The sequence below is a fragment of the Vibrio sp. Vb1337 genome (genome assembly GCF_033338715.1).
Taxonomy (GTDB): Bacteria; Pseudomonadota; Gammaproteobacteria; order Enterobacterales; family Vibrionaceae; genus Vibrio; species Vibrio alginolyticus.
Genome location: NZ_JAWOTD010000005.1, coordinates 290,472 through 310,134, shown reverse-complemented (window position 1 = coordinate 310,134; position 19,663 = coordinate 290,472). Strand labels below are relative to the sequence as shown.

Annotated in this window: 7 protein-coding genes; 2 read left to right on the top strand and 5 right to left on the bottom strand. The window is 45.7% G+C overall.

The features are described from left to right. On the top strand, window positions 1-12,471 hold a 12,471-nt coding region (locus tag R7E42_RS08450; RefSeq protein WP_318072578.1), incomplete at its 5' end, for a DUF5801 repeats-in-toxin domain-containing protein. Window positions 12,472-12,655: 184 nt separating this feature from the next. On the opposite strand, the gene R7E42_RS08445 is transcribed toward R7E42_RS08450, so the two are convergent. The 3 genes from R7E42_RS08445 to yccS all read right to left on the bottom strand — a co-directional run bounded on the left by R7E42_RS08445 (window position 12,656) and on the right by yccS (window position 15,612). Further along, window positions 12,656-12,958, bottom strand: a complete 303-nt coding sequence (locus tag R7E42_RS08445) for a hypothetical protein (RefSeq protein WP_132937201.1) — start codon at window positions 12,956-12,958, stop codon at window positions 12,656-12,658. Between the two features lie 80 nt (window positions 12,959-13,038). After that, window positions 13,039-13,269 carry a hypothetical protein gene (locus R7E42_RS08440; RefSeq protein ID WP_005376575.1) on the bottom strand — a complete coding sequence of 77 codons (231 nt, stop codon included), beginning with the start codon at window positions 13,267-13,269 and terminating at the stop codon, window positions 13,039-13,041. 189 nt (window positions 13,270-13,458) lie between these two features. Beyond that, window positions 13,459-15,612: a YccS family putative transporter gene (yccS, locus tag R7E42_RS08435; RefSeq protein ID WP_053303489.1), complete on the bottom strand. Its 2,154-nt coding sequence runs from the start codon at window positions 15,610-15,612 to the stop codon at window positions 13,459-13,461. Between the two features lie 324 nt (window positions 15,613-15,936). Between yccS and helD the strand changes: the two genes are divergently transcribed. After that, window positions 15,937-18,006 (top strand): DNA helicase IV, encoded by a 2,070-nt coding sequence (gene helD / locus R7E42_RS08430; RefSeq protein ID WP_104976153.1) that lies wholly within the window; start codon window positions 15,937-15,939, stop codon window positions 18,004-18,006. A 77-nt stretch (window positions 18,007-18,083) separates the two neighbouring features. Here helD and R7E42_RS08425 read toward each other — a convergent pair whose 3' ends face one another. Next, window positions 18,084-18,539, bottom strand: a complete 456-nt coding sequence (locus R7E42_RS08425; RefSeq protein WP_005376571.1) for a methylglyoxal synthase — start codon at window positions 18,537-18,539, stop codon at window positions 18,084-18,086. A gap of 64 nt (window positions 18,540-18,603) precedes the next feature. Beyond that, entirely contained in the window at window positions 18,604-19,653 is a 1,050-nt protein-coding gene (gene torT, locus R7E42_RS08420) for a TMAO reductase system periplasmic protein TorT (protein ID WP_225466754.1), read from the bottom strand. Window positions 19,654-19,663 lie beyond the last annotated feature (10 nt).

Sequence of the window (19,663 nt, the reverse complement as noted above, 5' to 3'; positions counted from 1 at the left end):
GATGGCGACACCGTTACTGAAACCATTCCAGTCACGATTGTTGATGATGTACCGACCATCACAGCGGTGGATGCGTTGAGTGTCGACGAAGACGACCTTAGCGGTGTGGGTTCAGACCCAGGCGGCGATCTGTTCGTTGAAGGGGCGTTTACAACCACACAAGGCTCTGACCGAGTGGTGAGCTATCAACTGGATTCAACCGCTGATCCTGTTGCGGGGCTGACCTCTCAAGGTGAGGCGATTATCTTGGTGGAAACCGCCAACGGTGATGGCAGCTTTACTTATGTGGCGACCGCAGACGGCAATCCGGTATTCACGTTAAACGTAGCAACAGATGGCACTTACGATTTTACGCTGCAAGGCCCGATTGACCATGCCGCCAACAGCGATAGCCTGACGATTGATTTCCCAATTGTTGCCACCGATTTTGATGGTGATACGACTTCGGCAACCATTCCAGTCACGATCACGGATGATGCACCAATCATTGATAATGTCGTGCCTCTGGCTGTAGACGAAGATGATTTATCAGGTATTGGCTCAGACCAAACTGACGCAGTGTTTGTGGAAGGCGCATTTACGACCACTCAAGGTTCAGACCGAGTGGTGAGCTACCAACTTGATTCAACTTCTGATCCTGTTTCAGGTTTAACTTCTCAAGGTGAGCCTGTTATTTTGGTAGAGACTGCGAATGCCGATGGCAGCTTTACTTACGTGGCTACCGCGGATGGTAATCCTGTCTTCACCATGAATGTGAATGCAGACGGCACATACAACTTCCGTCTAGAAGGGCCAATCGATCACGCGTTAAACAGCGATGAGCTAGTACTGAACTTCCCAATCATTGCAACAGACTTTGATGGCGATACGACGACCGCGACCATTCCAGTCACGATTACTGATGACGTTCCAACCATTGATAACGTTGTTCCACTCACGGTGGACGAAGATGATCTCGCCTCAATTGGCTCAGACCAAAACGATGATGCGTTTATGTCGGGCTCTTTCAGCACAACTGAAGGCTCAGACAGCGTTGTTAAATACCAGCTTGATGCAACTGCAGATCCAGTAGCAGGGTTGACCTCTCATGGTGAGCCTGTCGTACTTGCTGAGACAACAAATGGTGATGGCAGCTTTACTTACACTGCCACAGCAGATGGCAATGCCGTATTTGAATTGGTGGTGAAGCCAGATGGCAGCTACACCTTTACTCTGCAGGGCCCACTAGACCATGCGGTGAATAGCGACAGTCTGCAAATCGACTTCCCGATTATCGCAACAGACTTTGATGGCGACACCTCATCGAAGACGTTACCTGTCACCATCGTTGATGATAAACCAACCATCACTGACGTAGACGCAATCCGCGTGGATGAAGATGACTTAGCGACGATTGGCTCCGACGGCTCAGATCCAATTTCAATCGATGGCAACTTCACTACAACGCAAGGCTCTGATGGGGTAGTAAGCTACCAATTGGATGCTGCTGCAACGCCTGTTGACGGTCTAACATCACAAGGTGTGGCCGTCACGCTGACTGAAACCGCAAACGGTGACGGTAGCTACACTTATGAAGCGACAGCAGGAACTGAAGCAGTATTTACGCTGACCGTTAATACGGATGGTTCATACAACTTCACGCTGCAAGGTCCAATCGACCATGCGACAGACAGTGATGAACTGACACTGAACTTCCCAATCATCGCGACGGATTTTGATGGTGATACCACCACAGAAACGCTCCCAGTCACCATCGTGGATGATAAGCCGACTATTACCGATGTTGATGCGATTACCGTTGATGAGGATGATTTAGGTACGATTGGCTCAGACCAAACTGACCCGATTTCAATCGATGGCAACTTCACCACCACACAAGGCTCGGACCGAGTGGTGAGCTATCAGCTCGATGCTTCTGCAACACCAGTAGCTGGACTCACATCACAAGGGGTGGCAGTCACGCTGACTGAAACCGCAAACGCTGATGGCAGCTTTACTTACGAAGCGACAGCGGGGACTGAAGCGGTCTTTACGCTGACAGTGAATACCGATGGCTCTTATAACTTCACGCTAGAAGGTCCAATCGACCACGCGGTAGATAGTGACGAGCTGACACTGAACTTCCCAATCATCGCAACCGACTTTGATGGCGACACGTCTGCTGAGACAATTCCTGTCAAGATCGTTGATGACAAACCGACACTTGGTGGCATCGAAGCAACAAGTGTGCAAACGGTTGACGAGGACGATATCCCAACAGTCGGATCTGATGGTACGCAGTCGAACAGCATTGCAGGTAACTTCATCGCGACTGATGGTTCTGATGGCATTTTGGAGTACAGCGTTTCTGACCTGACGACGCCAGTACAAGGCCTGACCTCTGGTGGTCAATCTCTGGTTATGGTTGAAGTATCAAACGCAGGTGGCGTTTCAGTTTACGAAGCTCGTATTGATGGCACGACGACACCAGTATTCCGTGTGACCCTTGATGCCTCTGATGACAGCTACACGTTCGATTTGCTTGCTCCTCTCGATCATCCAAATGCTGATGGCCAAAATGAACTGGTCATCAATTTACCGATAAACGCGACTGACTTTGATGGAGACGTGTCGAACAACATCACCTTACCAATTACGGTTGTGGATGATGTTCCGACCATTGATGGTTTGCTAGCAGGCAGCGAACAAACCGTTGATGAAGATGACCTACCAGCAGGTACGGATGCTGCAAGTGCAGAAGATACTGTTATTTCAGGTACTTTTGATATCACCGAAGGTGCTGACCAAGTTGCTTCTATTCAGCTGAGTGACCTGACCACGCCTGTTGCGTCACTGACTTCAGATGGTGAAGCTATCACCTTAGTTCTGTCTTCTAGCGCAAACGGCGTGAACGTATACCAAGGTGTTGCTGGCAATCCTGCTGAAGTGGTGTTCGAACTGACGCTGGATGCAACGAACAACTCCTATGAGTTCGATTTACAGAAGCCGCTTGATCATCCCGATGGTAATCAGCAAAACGAGATTGTTATTAACCTCCCTGTGACGGCGACAGATAATGATGGTGATACTTCACCAGCCTTCACATTGCCAATTACCGTTGTGGATGATGTTCCAGTTGTTACCAATATTGAAAGTCTACGTGTCGACGAAGATGACTTACCTCCTGGTTCTGATGGAACGAAAGAGCCATTAACGGTATCAGGTGAGTTCGAAGTCACTAGCGCAGATGGTATTGATGCTTTCGAATTGGATCTAAGCTCAAATCCTATCCCGAATCTGAAATCGGGTGGAGAAGAGGTAACACTTTCTCAAGACGTTGGTGCTTCAACTGCTGACGCGCTTGTTTACGTGGGACAAACTCCGGGTGGAGTGACTGTCTTCACGTTGACACTTCATCAAGATGGTAAATACGACTTTGAGTTATCTGGTCAGTTAGATCACGCGGTTAACTCTGATGAGATTTTGTTGAATCTACCTGTGAAGATCACGGATGGCGACAACGATATCATCACTGCGACCTTGCCAGTGACGATCGTAGATGACAAGCCAACCATTGATGCTATTAGCTCTGGTAGTACCTTGTCTGTGGATGAGGATGATATTCCGAGCCAAGGTTCGGACGACACGCCAGAATCCAATATCATTGGTGGCAACTTTGACGTTACTGATGGTGCCGACTCTATCGTTAGCTTCCAGTTGGATAGCTTAACGTCGCCTGTTTCTGGACTTACCTCAGGTGGTCAACCGCTTGAGTTGGTTGAGTTTTCAAATTCAAACGGTGTGATTGAGTACCGAGCTTATGTACAAGGTACGACGGACACCGTCTTTAAACTGACGCTAAATGGTTCAGCAGACAGTTATGAATTTGAACTGTTGGGTGCACTTGATCATCCTGCGGGTAACGATGAAAACTCGTTAGTCATCAACTTCCCAGTCAACGCGACCGATTTTGACGGCGATGTGTCCAATAACATCACCTTGCCGATCACAGTAGTGGACGATGTTCCAGCGATTGTGAAAGTGACAGACTCAAGCCAACAAACCGTTGATGAAGATGATCTTGCTGGTGGCTCTGACACGACAAGTAGTGATTCAACGGTATTGAACGGCGGATTTGAGGTCGTTGCTGGTGCAGACAAGATTGTCAGCTACCAAGTTTCAGACCTCGATGCAGTTGTGTCTGGCTTAACGTCGAACGGCAGCAGCATCGAGTTGAATCTAGTAGGCACGAATGGTGGAGTAACCAGTTACGAAGCGGTTATTACTGGCACATCAACTAAGATCTTCACGCTGTCTCTTGATGCGAATAATGACAGCTACCAATTTGAGCTGTTGGGACCAATCGACCATGACGCTGTTCAAGGTGAAAACAACCTTGTCATTGATATTCCAATTACAGTAACAGACTTTGATGGTGACACGTCATCATCACTGAATCTTCCAATTACCGTAGTTGATGACATTCCCGAAATTAAATCAGCAGATGCTTTGGCTGTTGATGAGGATGACCTTGCCAACGGCTCTCAGGCAACCAACAAAGACAGCCTAGAAGCAACGGGCAATTTCGATACGGTGGAAGGGGCAGATACCGTTGTCTCTTATCAGCTGGATCTTACTTCTAACCCGATACCAGGAGTAACTTCAGGTGGTCTTGCGGTGACGTTAGTTCAAACCGCGGTAAGCAACAACAACTTTACTTATCAAGGTCAAACACCTGATGGTAACTCAGTGTTCACGCTAGTTTTGAACGCTGACGGCTCTTACAAGTTTACGCTTGAGGGTGCGCTAGATCACTCAACTCAAGGCGAAGATACACTCATACTTGATCTCCCAGTCTTTGCGACCGATGTCGATGGTGATACGGCAGGTATTAACTTACCAGTGACGATTACCGATGATGTTCCAACCTTGCACGATGCGTCTATTTCACGTGTTGAGGGACAAGGCAGCCGCACGGTTCGTTTATTCCGAGACCCTGTAGAGGGGGATGATGACCTTGGTGCTGACGGCGCACAAGTGACTTCATTCTCGGCTGATGATTCAGGCATTTACTTCAAGCAAAACGGTGTTGATTCCGATTCTGTTGATTTAAACGGCAGCAACCAAGTTGTGTTCGTTCACAAGGTTCTTGACGGAGTGGATACTGAAATCGGTCGTTTGGTTGTTCGAACCGATGGCAGTGTGTCATTCCGTCCGAATGACGATCTTGACCATACCGAAACCGACTCGATTGATTTCACCATAAACGTTGTTGCAACCGATGGTGATGGCGATATCGCAGATGCCGATGTGGATATCTCGATAAGAGACCGCAATGCGCAAATTGACACGTCTACCGTTACTGCGTTCGAAGACCAAGGGCGTGATGGTGTCGTTGTGGGCGTTGACTCTGCAAATACTCAGGACAACTTGTCGACGCTGGATGTTAACCCTGCGAAAGTCGACTTGGTTATCAATTTACACGATATCGACCGTAACGAGAGCTTAGGTGACATCACTATTCGAGATGCTGATACTCACAACGGTACGTTCTACTACCGAGACGGCAGTGGCAACTACATTGAATTAACATCTGTGGGCAATACGGTTGTTCTCGACGCATCAAATGTTGAGCAGTCATTCAATGGTGAGCTTGTCTCGCTAGATAACTTGTACTTCGTACCAGATCGACATACATCAACCGATGCTTCTGGTATCGATCCTCGTATCCGCGTGGAAATTCTTAACAATGGTACGCCAGATCATACGATTAATGGTCGTTTAGAAATTGAAGTTGCTGCCGTTGCAGATATTGCAACGTGGACGGCAAGCAGCGAATTTAACTACTCGGTTGATGAAGATGGAAACAATGTCGCACTTAACATCACGGCTGAAACCCAAGACACTAGTAACCCTGAAGGCATTGTGTACGAGCTTGTCTTTACACAAGGAGAAGGTAACGCAGAGTTAGTCTATTCAGATGGTAGTGCGATACCAAAATCCGGTGGTGTTTATCTGGTGGATGCAAGCCGAATTGATGAAGTTCAAGTTGATCCGATAGATAACTTCTCGGGCGAAATCAGAATTGATGTCACCGCTATTACGACGGAAAACAACAATCCACTGCTTGGGAAAGATACCGCTCGCTCAGAAACCGAAACCATCATTATTGATGTAAACCCAGTTGCGGATAAAGGTAGTTTTACTGTAAATCGAATTAATGTGTTTGAGGATAACGCTCGAACTCAAAATACGGTAGACCCTGTCACTGATCACGACCCACTCCAATTAAGTGAAGTGATCACCATGAAACCATCAGCGGACTTAGATGGTTCTGAAGCGTTATTTGTGCGCATTTCTAACTTCTCAATTGATGGGGTTACTCTGGTGTGGCTGGACTCAGCAAACCCAAGTCAGATAGTAGAAGTGACCGATTCAGGCGGCAATATACTTTATTACGAAGTGCCAGAGTCTGAATTAGCGAACGTCGAAGTTCTTCCTCCGTTGCACAGCAATGATGACTTTACTTTCAATGTCGAAGGCATTGTGAAAGACACAGCATCATTGTCTACCGGTACGACAGAAGATGTGTTGTCACTGGGCAGTAAGACTGTCATCGTTGGTGTAAAAGGTGTTGCTGACATACCAGACACGGTATTAATTGACGCGGGGAACGTTTGGAACCGGTTCGTAGACGGAGATGTGGCCGGGATAGAGACGACTATCGAAGAGAATGGTGTTGTAAACCTTAACTTCTCGGTTGTATCTGGTGAAGTTGCCGATAGACCACAGGATGATTCAGAAGCCATTACTGTTATCCTGTCCAACATCCCCGACGGTGTTCGTGTCGTAGATTCAGACGGCTCAAGCGTTGACCTCACCTTTGTTGGCTATGATGGTAACGGTCAACCGATTTACGAAGCAAACATCACTGGGCTGAATTTTAATTCCGGTATTCAAATTATTCCGGAAGCCTCTTCAACTGAAAACATTGCGATTACAGGGACGATCATTGTTACCGAGAATGATGGTCATAGTCGTGTGATTGAAAGAGAGGTAAGGATCAAGGTCGAACCCGTTATTGACGCCCAAGATAACTACGTTGTTCGATCGGAGGGAGATGAAGATACGCGCTTTGACATCGATTGGAAACCGACGCTCGTACAAAGCCCTGATACCGATGAATTCTTTAGTGATGTAACCATCTCTGGATTTCCTCCAGGCAGCACGGTCTATGTAGATGGTGTGGCACAAACGCTTGTTTCTGGAACACTAACGCTTTCACCGCAAGCCGGTGAATCAGAGCAAGATTTTTCCGCTAGAATCTCTCAAAGTGGCTATGTTCAAGTCCAGTTGGAGCAGGATTCAAGTACTGACTTTGACTTGACCACGACCGTCACTGTGAAAGAGATTGACCATGAATATGTTGACGCTTCGAATCCCGGTGAAGGTATCGCTGAGAAAACCATCAATGGTACGGTGAATGTCCAAGTTAATCCAATCGTTGAGCCAGAGGATAAGACGGGGGCAATAGATGACCAAACCCGTCTGCTTGTCACTGAAAGTGGTGGTGGTGCTACCGATATCGTGAAGTCAGACGATCAAGGTAATATTGACTTTACGATCAACACTTCTTTGGGGGGCGAATCTGGTGCTCATATCATTAAATATCAAGAGTTTGATGCGTCTTCAGATGAAGTGGTGACTCAACTTGTTGTTCAATTTCACAATGTGGACCCTGAGATCCTCAACCAATTGGTTATCGTCGGTGCACTAAATGAAGGTGGGGGTCGTTGGACAGTAACCAATGAAGATAACTTCTCAATTAAAGCGCCGTCTGGTCTTGATTTAACACCAAACGATGACAGCGACGATGGCGATAACGGCGGTCTCTCTCAAATTGGCTTAACCATTTACGCAGAAGTGAATGATTTGGGCGAAGATTTGGGCAACGAAAAAGATGCGACGGTCATGCGCCAAACGGATGTGACACTTGAATTTCCTACCGTTCTCACACCGCAAATGAGTGTAGCGGCAGAAATTCAGGTGGCTGATGATGTCCAAATTCAAGCGTTGGAAGATAATTCTATCAACCTTGGTGCTCAGTTAACGTCGAAAGTTGATGCGATTAATGCAGATGGCGTGGAGGATGTCTTGACTATTATCGTCGATCCTTCAGCTCCTGGCATTCCTCCTGGTTTGGTGATTACGGGGACGGATATCGACTTTGTCAATGGCAAATACGTGTTCCAAGCCCATATCGATGCGAGTGGAAATATTACTGGCCTTGATGGTTTGACGATGCACTTGGCAGAAGATTACGCAGGTGATTTCGAATTACCAATTCGGTTCGTCACTAAAGACACTGAGTCCGGTGATGAAAAAGAAAATAATGTCCAGTTTCCAGTTCAGGTTTTACCGGTTGCAGACGTTCCGAGTTCAGCCGGGGATCAGCCGTTGGATAGCGATGTCACACCGAATGTAAAAGTAGATATCGTTGGTACTTTCGGCTTGGATGCAAACAAACAACCTGTAACTGATCTAAATAACGACGTTCCCACGGCGGATGGTGTCGGTTACGAAGATGGCTTAATCCAACTTAACTTGAGTGTTGATTTTGCCGATCAATTTAACAACACTCAAGGTGGTCGAGAAACACTAACGAACATCAAGTTAGAGCTTGATGACACAACATTAGGTGAGTTTGTTGATGCCAATGGTAACAGCTTAGGAACCAGTATTGAGTTTAATGAAACTGAGATTTTAGCTGGTGCGCTTGACAATGTTCTGTTTAAGCCAAAAGAAAATTACCCCGTAGGTGGTGGCCAAAATACCGTCAAGATTAATATCGAGGGAGAAATTACTGATGAAGCTGTGTTTGATCAGTCTATCTTGAATAACTCTGGCGATAATATAGATGTAAGAACCTTCACTGACGATGTCACATTTGAAGTTACGCCAGTCGTTGATGACATTACCATTACAGGTGCCGATCCGACGCAGCCAATCACAGTGATTGGTGACGAAGATACTTTAATTTCGCTGAATCAATCGGGCTCTGGTGTTTCGATCAGCCTGAACGATAATGACGGTTCTGAGAGTTTCGTTTCATTCAAGTTAACGGGACTTCCTGATGACTTTATCGTTAAATCCAATTCCTCTGATTATGTTGTTAAGAACAACGGTGGGGGCGAATGGAGTATTCAACTAAAAGATCTCACTCAGGCGTCCATTGACCTGAGTGACATCCAAATTAAACCGCCAAAACACTTTAGTGGCGAGGCTGAGATAGGTATTACGGTCTTCATTCAAGAGGAGTTGCTACAAGTTCCAACGGAACGAAACAACAACTTTACGCTTATTGTCAATCCTATTGGTGATGATGTTGATGTGAATCCCGACACTTCGGCTGCAGGTAATGAGGGCGAAGACATTGTTATTAATGTAAATGCGTTAGTGGTTGATAACAAAGAGTCCATCGGAGATGGTGCAAACTACCAGGAAAATGATCCAGAGACGCTGAGAGTTGAGGTCTCCAATGTCCCTGATGGGGCGAGTGTTTCATTACCTGATGGGACAGTGTTTACTGACCAAGGCGGCGGCATTTTTGTCTTAGAAATCAATGCTCAAGACTTGGATCAAGTGGTGTTTAATTCTGGGGATCGCAACGATAACTCATGGGATGGTTCGCTGCATTTCAAAGTGCAAGCCGTTGATACTGGACTCGATGGCAGTCAAAGCTTGGGCTCCGCAGAGGAGTTTGATGTCACTGTTGATGTTGAAGCAGTGAACGATCGTCCAGAGTTCGTCAACACCGTGGATGTGGAAACACCAGAAGATACGCCATTGCTGCTTGATGGTTTCAGCATTACCGATATTGATGCCGTACTCGATGATCCGAATGCTGAATACGTACTCAATGTGAACGTCGACAGCGGTATCTTGGAGCTTAATCCAACGCTCATCACTACTTACAACCTAACCGTGAGCGGTGATGGTACGGACTCCGTTGAACTGAAAGGCACAGTGGCCGATCTAAACAATGCCATTGCAGACGGTCTGATTGAGTTTAATCCAGACCTGAACTTCTTTGGTGACGTTCAGGTGGACGTGACAGTCGATGACCAAGGTAATGAAGGTATCGTAATTGGTGGGGTAGATGACACCCTAAATACCAACAGCAGCAGCTTCAATATTGAAGTGACAGCGGTGAATGATACCCCAGAAACTACGCCAGTGACGCTACCGGATATTGAAGAAGACAGTGGTGTGTTCTCCATCTCTGAAGCGAATCTTATTGCGAATGCGACAGACGTAGAGAACGATAATCTCACGGTTAGCAATGTTCAGTTAACGGATCCGAATTCGGGCAGCATTACTTTCAACAGTGGCACGGGAGAGTGGGAATTTACCCCAGCACCAGATTACAACGGTCCAGTTGAAATCACGTACACCATTACAGATGATGGCACGACAAATGGTGCATCCGATCCTAAATCGGTTAACGGCAGCGCATCGTTCAACGTAACGGAAGTCAATGATGCTCCAACGACGTCTGAAGTGACACTTTCTGATATCGCAGAAGACAGTACGGCGGTTGATATTACCCAAGCTGATTTGTTGGCGAATGCGTCTGATATTGAAAACGACACCTTGATGGTGAGCAATGTCCAGTTGGTTGATCCAAGCAGCGGCACATTGGATTTCGACAACGTAACAGGTACATGGTCGTTTACTCCTGCGCCTGGCTACAACGGCAAGGTCGATCTAACCTACGACATTACCGACAACGGTACAACGAACGGTGTTTCAGATCCTCAAACGGTGTCAGGAACGGCGACCTTCGAAGTCACTGAGGTGAACGATGCACCGGTAACATCAGAGGTAACGTTGAGTAGTACCGAAGAAGATGGTGGTTCGGTAACTATTACGGCTACTGAGTTGCTGAGCAACGCAAGTGATCCTGAGTCAGACAACTTGACCGTCGATAATGTTGTGTTAGTGGATCCAGCTTCCGGCACGCTGACTCAAGTGAGTGCGACAGAGTGGACGTTTGAACCCGCAGCAGATTTCTTTGGTGACGTTAATTTCACTTATGAAATCACAGATGACGGAACCACTAACGGCGCTCCAGACCCAATTACAATCGCGGGCACAGCAGTGTTGAATGTTGAATCGACCAATGACGCACCTGAAATCACTGCAACTTCGGTAACGGATACGATCAATGAAGCTGATGGCCAGAAAGTAACGGGTATTAGTGTGAGTGACGTCGACTTTGCGGGCGCACAAGCAAATGAAAGCATGACCGTGACTCTTACAGTTACCGAGGGCGACCTTCGTGTCGAGCCGCCAGCAGGTAGTGGTGTGACTGTTGGGGCGGGGATGGCTGGTGAAATCACCCTAATGGGCACACCAGATAATATTAACTCCGTTCTTGGAGCAACAGACGCTTCTGAGGGTGTATTTGTGGATGCAGGAGATGTCAACGCAGCTTCAATCACTTTATCGGTGAAAGTCGAAGACAACGGCGTGTACTTCGAAAATGCATCGGGTACCGCATTGGAAGCGAATCAAGACTTCACTATCAATGTGACACCTGTAGCTGATGCACCTACATTGAGTATCAATCCTCAGTTTAATTACATTCGTCAAATTGCGGCTAGCCAAACCGCGAGCAGTCAAGGTTTAGCGATTGTCGGAATCATGGCGGCGCTTACTGATATTGACGAGGTGCTGTCTTTGGAGCTAACGGGCGTACCAGCTAGTGCTGAGGTAACAAGTGGCGTTTCTCCATCAGGCATTAGCTTCGATGGTACCACTTGGACAGTACCAAGCGATGAAATTGATACGCTAGAAATTGTCGCAACAGATACTAACAGTGGTATTGATGTCGGTTCTTACGATATTTCGCTTACGGCGATATCAACGGAATCTAATGGCGATGAAGCGCAGTCTTCACCTGTCCAAATTAGTTTGGATGTGAGTAGTGATAGCGACGATATTGACCAGTCAACCGCAGTGGACGACAGCTATTTAGTCGGCGGAGACACAGGTACCAACTTGATTGGTGGAGACGGTGACGACGTTATTCTGGGTGGTGATGGTGATGACGTGCTTATCGGTGGCTTAGGCTCAGATATCTTAACGGGTGGAGACGGCAGCGATATCTTCAAGTGGACGGTAGATTCCGTTGATGAAGGGGCAGTGGATACCATTACTGACTTCACTGTTAACGAAGACAGTATCGATTTACGTGAAGTTATCTCTGATCTCAATAACTCAATGATCGACATGGATGATCTGCTTGGTCACATTTCGGCAGACTACGATGCATCGACGGAAAGTGTTTCTCTGAACATTACGACGGATGCAAATGTTCAACAGACTATTGTCGTGGAAAACTTAGGTACTTCAATCGACTTCAACGGTCTCAGCTCCAATGAGATTGTAGAGTCATTGCTGAACAACGGTGTTATTGATAACGGATAAACCTGTATATAACACAAAAATGGGCGGCTCTGATAAGCCGCCCATTTTTTTCGGGAACGCTTGATTTTAAACAGGAGATATTTGAATCGAAATAGAAAGCAAGAACGAAGCAAAGGGGTTATCTTGTTACGACGTTACAGTGATAGTTGGAAATTAAAATAGCGATAATTTGACGTTAAATCGCCTAAACGTGGATGTCTAGCAAGCTGCCAATGATTTCATTGTTTTTCTCTATGACAGACGCGCCAACTCGGTTATAACCAGCGGCTTGTGCGAGGTTGATGAGAGATTCAACTTTTTGAGAGGGAAGGCTAGGTGTTGAGGCTGTTATTGCGACATCCGCAACCGCAGCTAAATCGATGTTGTGATCAGAAAGCTCTTCTTTTACCTTACTTACATTATTGCTAATGCCATGTGCAGCTTTCTCGGCCATTTGTTGTGACATCTGAACGATGTGGTATCCAGGTTGAATTCCCGATACAGGCATATCACTACTCCCAACATTATGATAGTGAGAGCATAGGTGGAGTTTATAAAACGTTCAAGTGTTTTATATCAGTGACTTGATTAGGCAAACAGTTTGGCAAGCATTTCTCTTTCTTCACCAGATAGAACCGGTTTTTGCGCTTTATTTAGTTTCACGCTGATCTCACCTTGTAATGACTTTAACTGACTTGCCGTTAAATCACTGAGCTTTTGCTTAAGTTCATTAAATTGTTGTGCGTTCATCTCAATACCTTCGTCGTGATTCGGTTTATCCGTCGTTGCCCGAAATTCTTCATCCTTTGGATACAACATATTTATTCAACCAAAATAGATTAGAATTTGATCGATTGCTTTTTGTCCGAATATTGTCAAGGTGTGTTAAGTGATACGTCAGATTTTTCCTAAGAAGGTACATAATTACCCACTTTGGGGTAGATGGAAACGTAAAAAGAAAAAGGGAAGCGATATAGCGCTTCCCTCTTACATATGGTTTGAATGTTACTAACTTACCCTGACGGCAAACTTACTAGCAAGTGAATGAAGCTCTGGGAGCATGCGATAGATAAGATGAAGTTGCTGCAATACCATGCGGGCAGAGCTGTCGTCTTCATCGCGCCATTCGTTTAAGCGTTGCTCGAGTCCAGCATCATCAATATTAGATAGGTCACACTCCTCACAATGCTGGTGAAGCTGTTTATGAAGTACATCCAGATGCTGATGAATACAACGGTGAGCATCTAAAACGAGTTTATGAATTGACTCATCTTCGATGCGAGTTCTGTGCGCGCCTAATGCAGAAATATAGTTCAACATTGCGTGATTTAACGTTAGGAAGCGAAAACTTTCATCAACAGCTGCGCGATATTTGCCAGGCTCCGCCAGCATCGTACTAATCGCAGAAGAGAGTGAGGCATCATTATTGTGGGCCTGGCGGCGAGCGATACGGTAGCTCAAATTGTCTTTCTTGCCGATTCTATACTGACCAATGATCTGATCGAGATACTGCTTGTTCGCCTCTATCGCATCCGACATAACTTTGTGAAGCCTTCTCGACTGCCAGTCGGGCAAAATAACTAATACAGCTCCTACTGCAAGCACACACCCGATGAGGGTATCTGCTAGTCGAGGAAGGACAACTGCGTAACCTTCACCTAGCTGATTAAATAAGAAGAGGACGAGCAGTGTAATAAAACCAGTCGCGTACCCATAGTTGTTCATCCGGAAGGCGAAAAACATCACACCAGAGATAACGATAAATACTAACTGGCTTTCTTGAGAAGGGAAAAAAGTCAGCAAAGGTACACCAATCAACAAACCAGCTAATGTACCTATTACTCGCGCCGTCAATTTTTGGCGAGTGGCACTGTAGTTCGGTTGGCATACGAATAAAGTGGTTAAGAGTATCCAGTAACCTCGGTCGATGTTGAATATTTGAATGATTCCATAGCCAATCGTTAAGGCAATTGACATACGTAATGCATGCCGAAACAGCATCGAATCTTTGTGTAAATTTGCTGATATACGCTGCCACATCGCCTTTAGCGTGTGTGGGTTGGTATCGGCGAGGGTATCTTCTTCTAGGCCTTCGACATCTGGGTTGTTAATGTTATTAAGTTGTTTTTCTACCGTCGCTAAGTTATTGAATAAATATGTTAACTGCATCAGCAGACGTTTCCAGTGCCCTTGCTTTTGTTCTTCTAGATAAGCAAGAGAGTTCTGTACTTCAGCTAATGCCAGAATAGATTGATCGGTATGGGAGTATTCATTTCCTAGCTGAATGGCTAGTGCAATATCACGACACGCTTGGGCTTGAGACTCCAAAAGATATTTAAAACGAAACAGCACATCAGAACGTTCAAATTCGGTCGCTAAATCCTGATAGCGATAATGGCTAGAACTGACGCGTTCGTGAATGTCTTGAGCGATGAAATAAATATTTAAAAATCGGTCACTAGGCCCATCAATGTGACCCCGTTTCGATCGGTTAAGTAATGTGGTTTTACAAGCGTTTAGTGCCGTAACCGTGGCAGCATTGCATTTTGCAGCTTCAATCCGTAGCGGTTGTGGCGTCAAGTTGGTCGCAGGGTGAAAAAGCTTGGCTTTCGCATCAAGATAATTCGCCATTTGGAAGAACACATTGGCTAAGCTTTGTTGCACCGGTTGAAGAGGCCAAAATATCTGCCAAATCATGGACATGAAGTAATACCAGGCGGCACCAGTCAAAAGCAGTAGTGGCTGAAACCAAATGTTGGTGCTTTCATGTGCGCCAAGCATAGTATAAATAGCGATCAGCAACGAACCAAAAGCAATACTCGCGTACTTAGGACCTATCGCTCCAAGAATGATGAAGCCGAAGGTTGAGATAAATAATCCCAACGCAAAAGCCCATGGGGTATCGAACAAGATTTCAATTGAAAAAGCAGCAAGCGCAAAACAGAGAAAGGTGAGAATCAGAGCCTTGATGCGTCCAGTGAAACTGTCATCACTTTCAGCCAAAGCAGCAGCAATAACGCCTAATATTAATGGCGTTATCAGCGTGTTTTGCTCGAAGTACCAAGTTGGGATAACCACACCCAGTAAGGTAATGAGGATAAGAACGCTGTAATTTATCGTCTTGTTTGCCCAATATAGCCGAAATTTAGAAGTTGCTTGCACAATGCGCCTTATGTTTCCGATGAAGAACAGGGGGAATACTACCAGACCCACTATAGCGCGTTTATGATTTACTTTAAGAAAAATTCGTGGTTGCTGATAAAATCAGCAGGGATGTCATTGACTTATATTAAAGCTGCCAGGTCATGTATTGAGGATTGTAAAGCCAGCTTCAAATAACCTCAGCTTTAGGTTATTAAATCGACAGTAATGTGAATTTTATTAAAGAATAGAAGAAGAAGCTTACTTAGGAGCTCGCCGTTGCTACAATTTAGCGCCTTAAAATGATATAAATCGACAACTTCTAAACTAAAAGGCGCACGTTTCATGCAGCTTACTGCCACTAGCAAAGCACAGTTTTTTATTCAAAATGAGTACCATCACGTCGAAATAAAAGAGAACAGTGTTTTATTAAGCTCGATAGGCAGTGAAGAACATATTCCTTTTACGATCTGGAATGGCAAAGTTAGCGTAAAGCGTGGGTTATTATGGAGCTCTTTACAGTTTTTTGCTCATGAACACGAAGGCAAACAACAAAGCTGGCTAGTCCAAGGTTTACCGTGGCCACAATGCCGAAAGTTCGCGCTTGAGGCCGTTCGTCAATATCAAGAGTGGCACAACACTCAGTGCCGAAAACTGGCTGAGTATCTACCTAAGTGGGAAGAAGAGCTTTACAAACTAAAGCACTTGCCTGCTTACTTATCGCATTCTCAAGTGGTCTCCTGGGTTGAAAGCCTTAACCAAGAGTTAAGCGAGATGAAAACCACCCTAGAAGAAGCCAAAATGCGAATGCCGAATCGTATGTCGCAAATAGAGCCTTGGCTCATTGATACCTCTGAGGCGCTTGGTGAGCGTAATCGCGATTGGCTAGAAGCAGAACGTCCAAATTGGGAAGTGCTGTTTAATCAAATTGAATCCTCTCCTTTGAATTTATCCCAGCAATATGCGGTATTGCTCAACGACGACCACAACTTAGTTCTTGCTGGGGCCGGCTCGGGCAAAACCAGCGTTTTAACCGCACGAGTTGCCTATTTGTTGCAAAGCCATCAAGCTCAAGCAGAAGAGCTTCTCATGTTAGCGTTCGGTCGTGATGCGGCGACTGAAATGAAAGAACGCTTAGTAGATAAAGTGGGCATGGCGGCAGACGGTGTGCGCGTAAACACATTCCATCAGTTGGGTTTGTATATTCTTAAACAAGTCGAAGAGCAACCTGTCGAAATTAGTCCTTTAGCGTTGGACGAAAATCAACGAACAGCATGGTGTGTAGACTGGTTGAAAAAACATTGGATGACACCCACCAACTTTAAACGTTGGCAAAAACATTTAGACAAATGGCCGATTGCGTACCTAAAAGGGGATGATGAGTTAGGAAGCCATTCAGAAAATCCAAAACTGATCGCTTGGCTAGATTCGCAGCTGTCTCATTTAGCGGCGGTAGGGTTGACCAAAAAGCAAGTACAAGAAAAGCTCGTAAACCACCAAGACTATACGCGTTTAAATAGTGAACTCGCCTTATGCTGGCCATGTTTTACAGCGTGGCAGAAAATGCTTAAAGAAAGCAACCAAGTGGATTTCCCAACCATGATCAGTCGTGCGACAGATTATGTGAATAAAGGGAAGTTTGTCTCGCCATGGCGCTTTATTATGGTCGATGAGTATCAAGATATCTCTCCAGATCGTCTGGCATTGATTGAAGCACTGTGTGAATCCACTCAGAAACAAGCAGGTGCCACGTTATTTGCTGTTGGCGACGATTGGCAAGCGATCTATCAGTTTGCAGGAGCGGATGTCGATCTTATCACTGGCTTTAAAGAACGCTTTGCTCACTCTACCGTTCATCACTTAGATACAACTTATCGTTTCAACAATCAGATTGGTGATGTAGCGAATACATTCGTGCAGCAAAACCCATCGCAGTTGCCGAAAACACTAAACAGCCACAAACAACGCAAGCAGAAGAGCGTACATACCGCGCCGAGCAATCAAGTGGAAAAGATCTTGGATCACTTGAATCAGCAAGCCAAGCAAACCAAGTCAGTTTTATTGCTAGGACGTAACCATTATCATAAGCCCGATTTGTTCGACGATTGGTTGCGACGTTTCCCTAATCTCGATATTCGCTTTATGACTTGCCATGCGAGTAAAGGACGCGAAGCTGACTTTGTGATTATTCTTTCTGTGGATGAGGGGCAATTCCCCGCTAAGAAGAAGCAAATTCACATTGATGGTGCGTTGACGGAATCCAAAGACAAATTCCCTTACGCAGAAGAGCGCAGGCTATTTTACGTGGCGATTACACGTGCGAAAGAGAAGGTTTGGATCACGCATACTGGCGCGGGATCTGCATTCGTTCAAGAGCTCGTTAATGGTGACTATCCCATCGTGACTTCCCGTTAAATGCAACGTTTAGAATGTTAAAAACAGCAAGGGCGATACTTGGTATCGCCCTTGCTTTATTTGGTTGGCATCAAAGCTTACATGCGCTCAGCAAGATAGGCTTCGTAATCCGGTACTTCGATGTCTACTTCTTGCTCAAGAAGAGGGGAGTTAAACAGGAACTTAGCGGTGGCTCGGTTCGTTGCTACAGGAATATTCCAAACACTAGCAATACGAAGAAGCGCTTTAACATCTGGGTCGTGAGGTACGGCATTCAGTGGATCCCAAAAGAAAACGAGAACGTCGATTTTGCCTTCTGAAATGAGAGCGCCTAGTTGTTGATCACCGCCCATCGGACCACTGATCATGCTCTTGATCGCAAGTCCAGTTTCTTTACTCAGCATGTGTCCTGTCGTGCCAGTTGCGTAAAGGAAGTGACTCTGTAGCTTTTCTTTGTTTTCTTTTACCCAGCGAAGTAGCTCAGGTTTGCAGTTGTCGTGAGCAACCAAAGCCACATGTTTATGGGTTGGCATGGTACGAATGGTTTTTTGCATCAAGATGTTTCCGTTTGTATGATTTTAAAATTGTTGTGACTCAATAGAACACGTTTTTGGTCTTTCAATCAACAGCCTTAACACGGAATGTCGGCCTATATTCTGACGGAGATAACGATTCTTCGATCGTGTCGTCATGAAGCGTCTTCGGAGTCAGTGGTTTGATGGTTGGTGAGGCATGTTTGTCATAAGCTTCACCTCTTAAGTAATGCGTTGCTTGCATCACGGAAAGCCGACCTTGCTGCACCATTTTATCTGTTGGTGCGAAGAGTACTTTGTTACGTAACAGGCCTCGATATACACCATGACTTAAGTACACAGAAACTAAACCGATCTCCTCAGCTTTGCCGGCACTGCGCAGCTCACTGATGGCCGCTTCAATCGCCACTGCACTGCCAACAATGTAATCTATATTTCCCATATCGATCACACGTTGAACTAGGTTACGTTGTAACTCCTTGTCGTTGTCTGCCCAAAATGAGTCAACAATGTTGATATCACTTCCTTGTATCGCTTCATAAAATCCGGCAGTAACGGGTTTCGTACCACCACGAGTTCGCGGCCCCAAAAGTAAGGCAATGTTGGTTTTTCCTGACCCCTTTGGATGGCGAGCGGCCAAATATTGACCCGCTTCGTATCCCATCCAATGCCAGTCAACACCGACAGTCCCTTTTAGCAACTCACTTTGTTCTTCATCCAAGTCGAGTTGGTTCACAGTAGCAAAAACGGGAGTATTCCCCACCCAATTTTTAAGTGAATGCTCGTAAGCCTGTGGGTCCACGGTCCCAAGGATAACCGCATCTGCTCCCCATTGGTTACACAGTGCGAGTTGTTGTTCTTGACGGGTTTTGTTTGGGTAGCCGCCCGCTTCAAGGACTCGTAGCTCGACACCTTCTCTTTTCGCTTCGGACACCATTCCATAGTTTACTGACAACCAGTATGAATCCTTTAGGTGAGGGTATATTGCACATATTTTCTCTGCGGCAACCGCTGGCAAAGAAGCAACTAGGGTTAAAGTGGCTGCAGAATGTTTGAAAAATGTGCGAAATGAGTGTTGATTTTTAACCATGAAATGAAGTTCGTTGGCATAGATTAAGTAAACACTGCAAAATATAACGTAATAT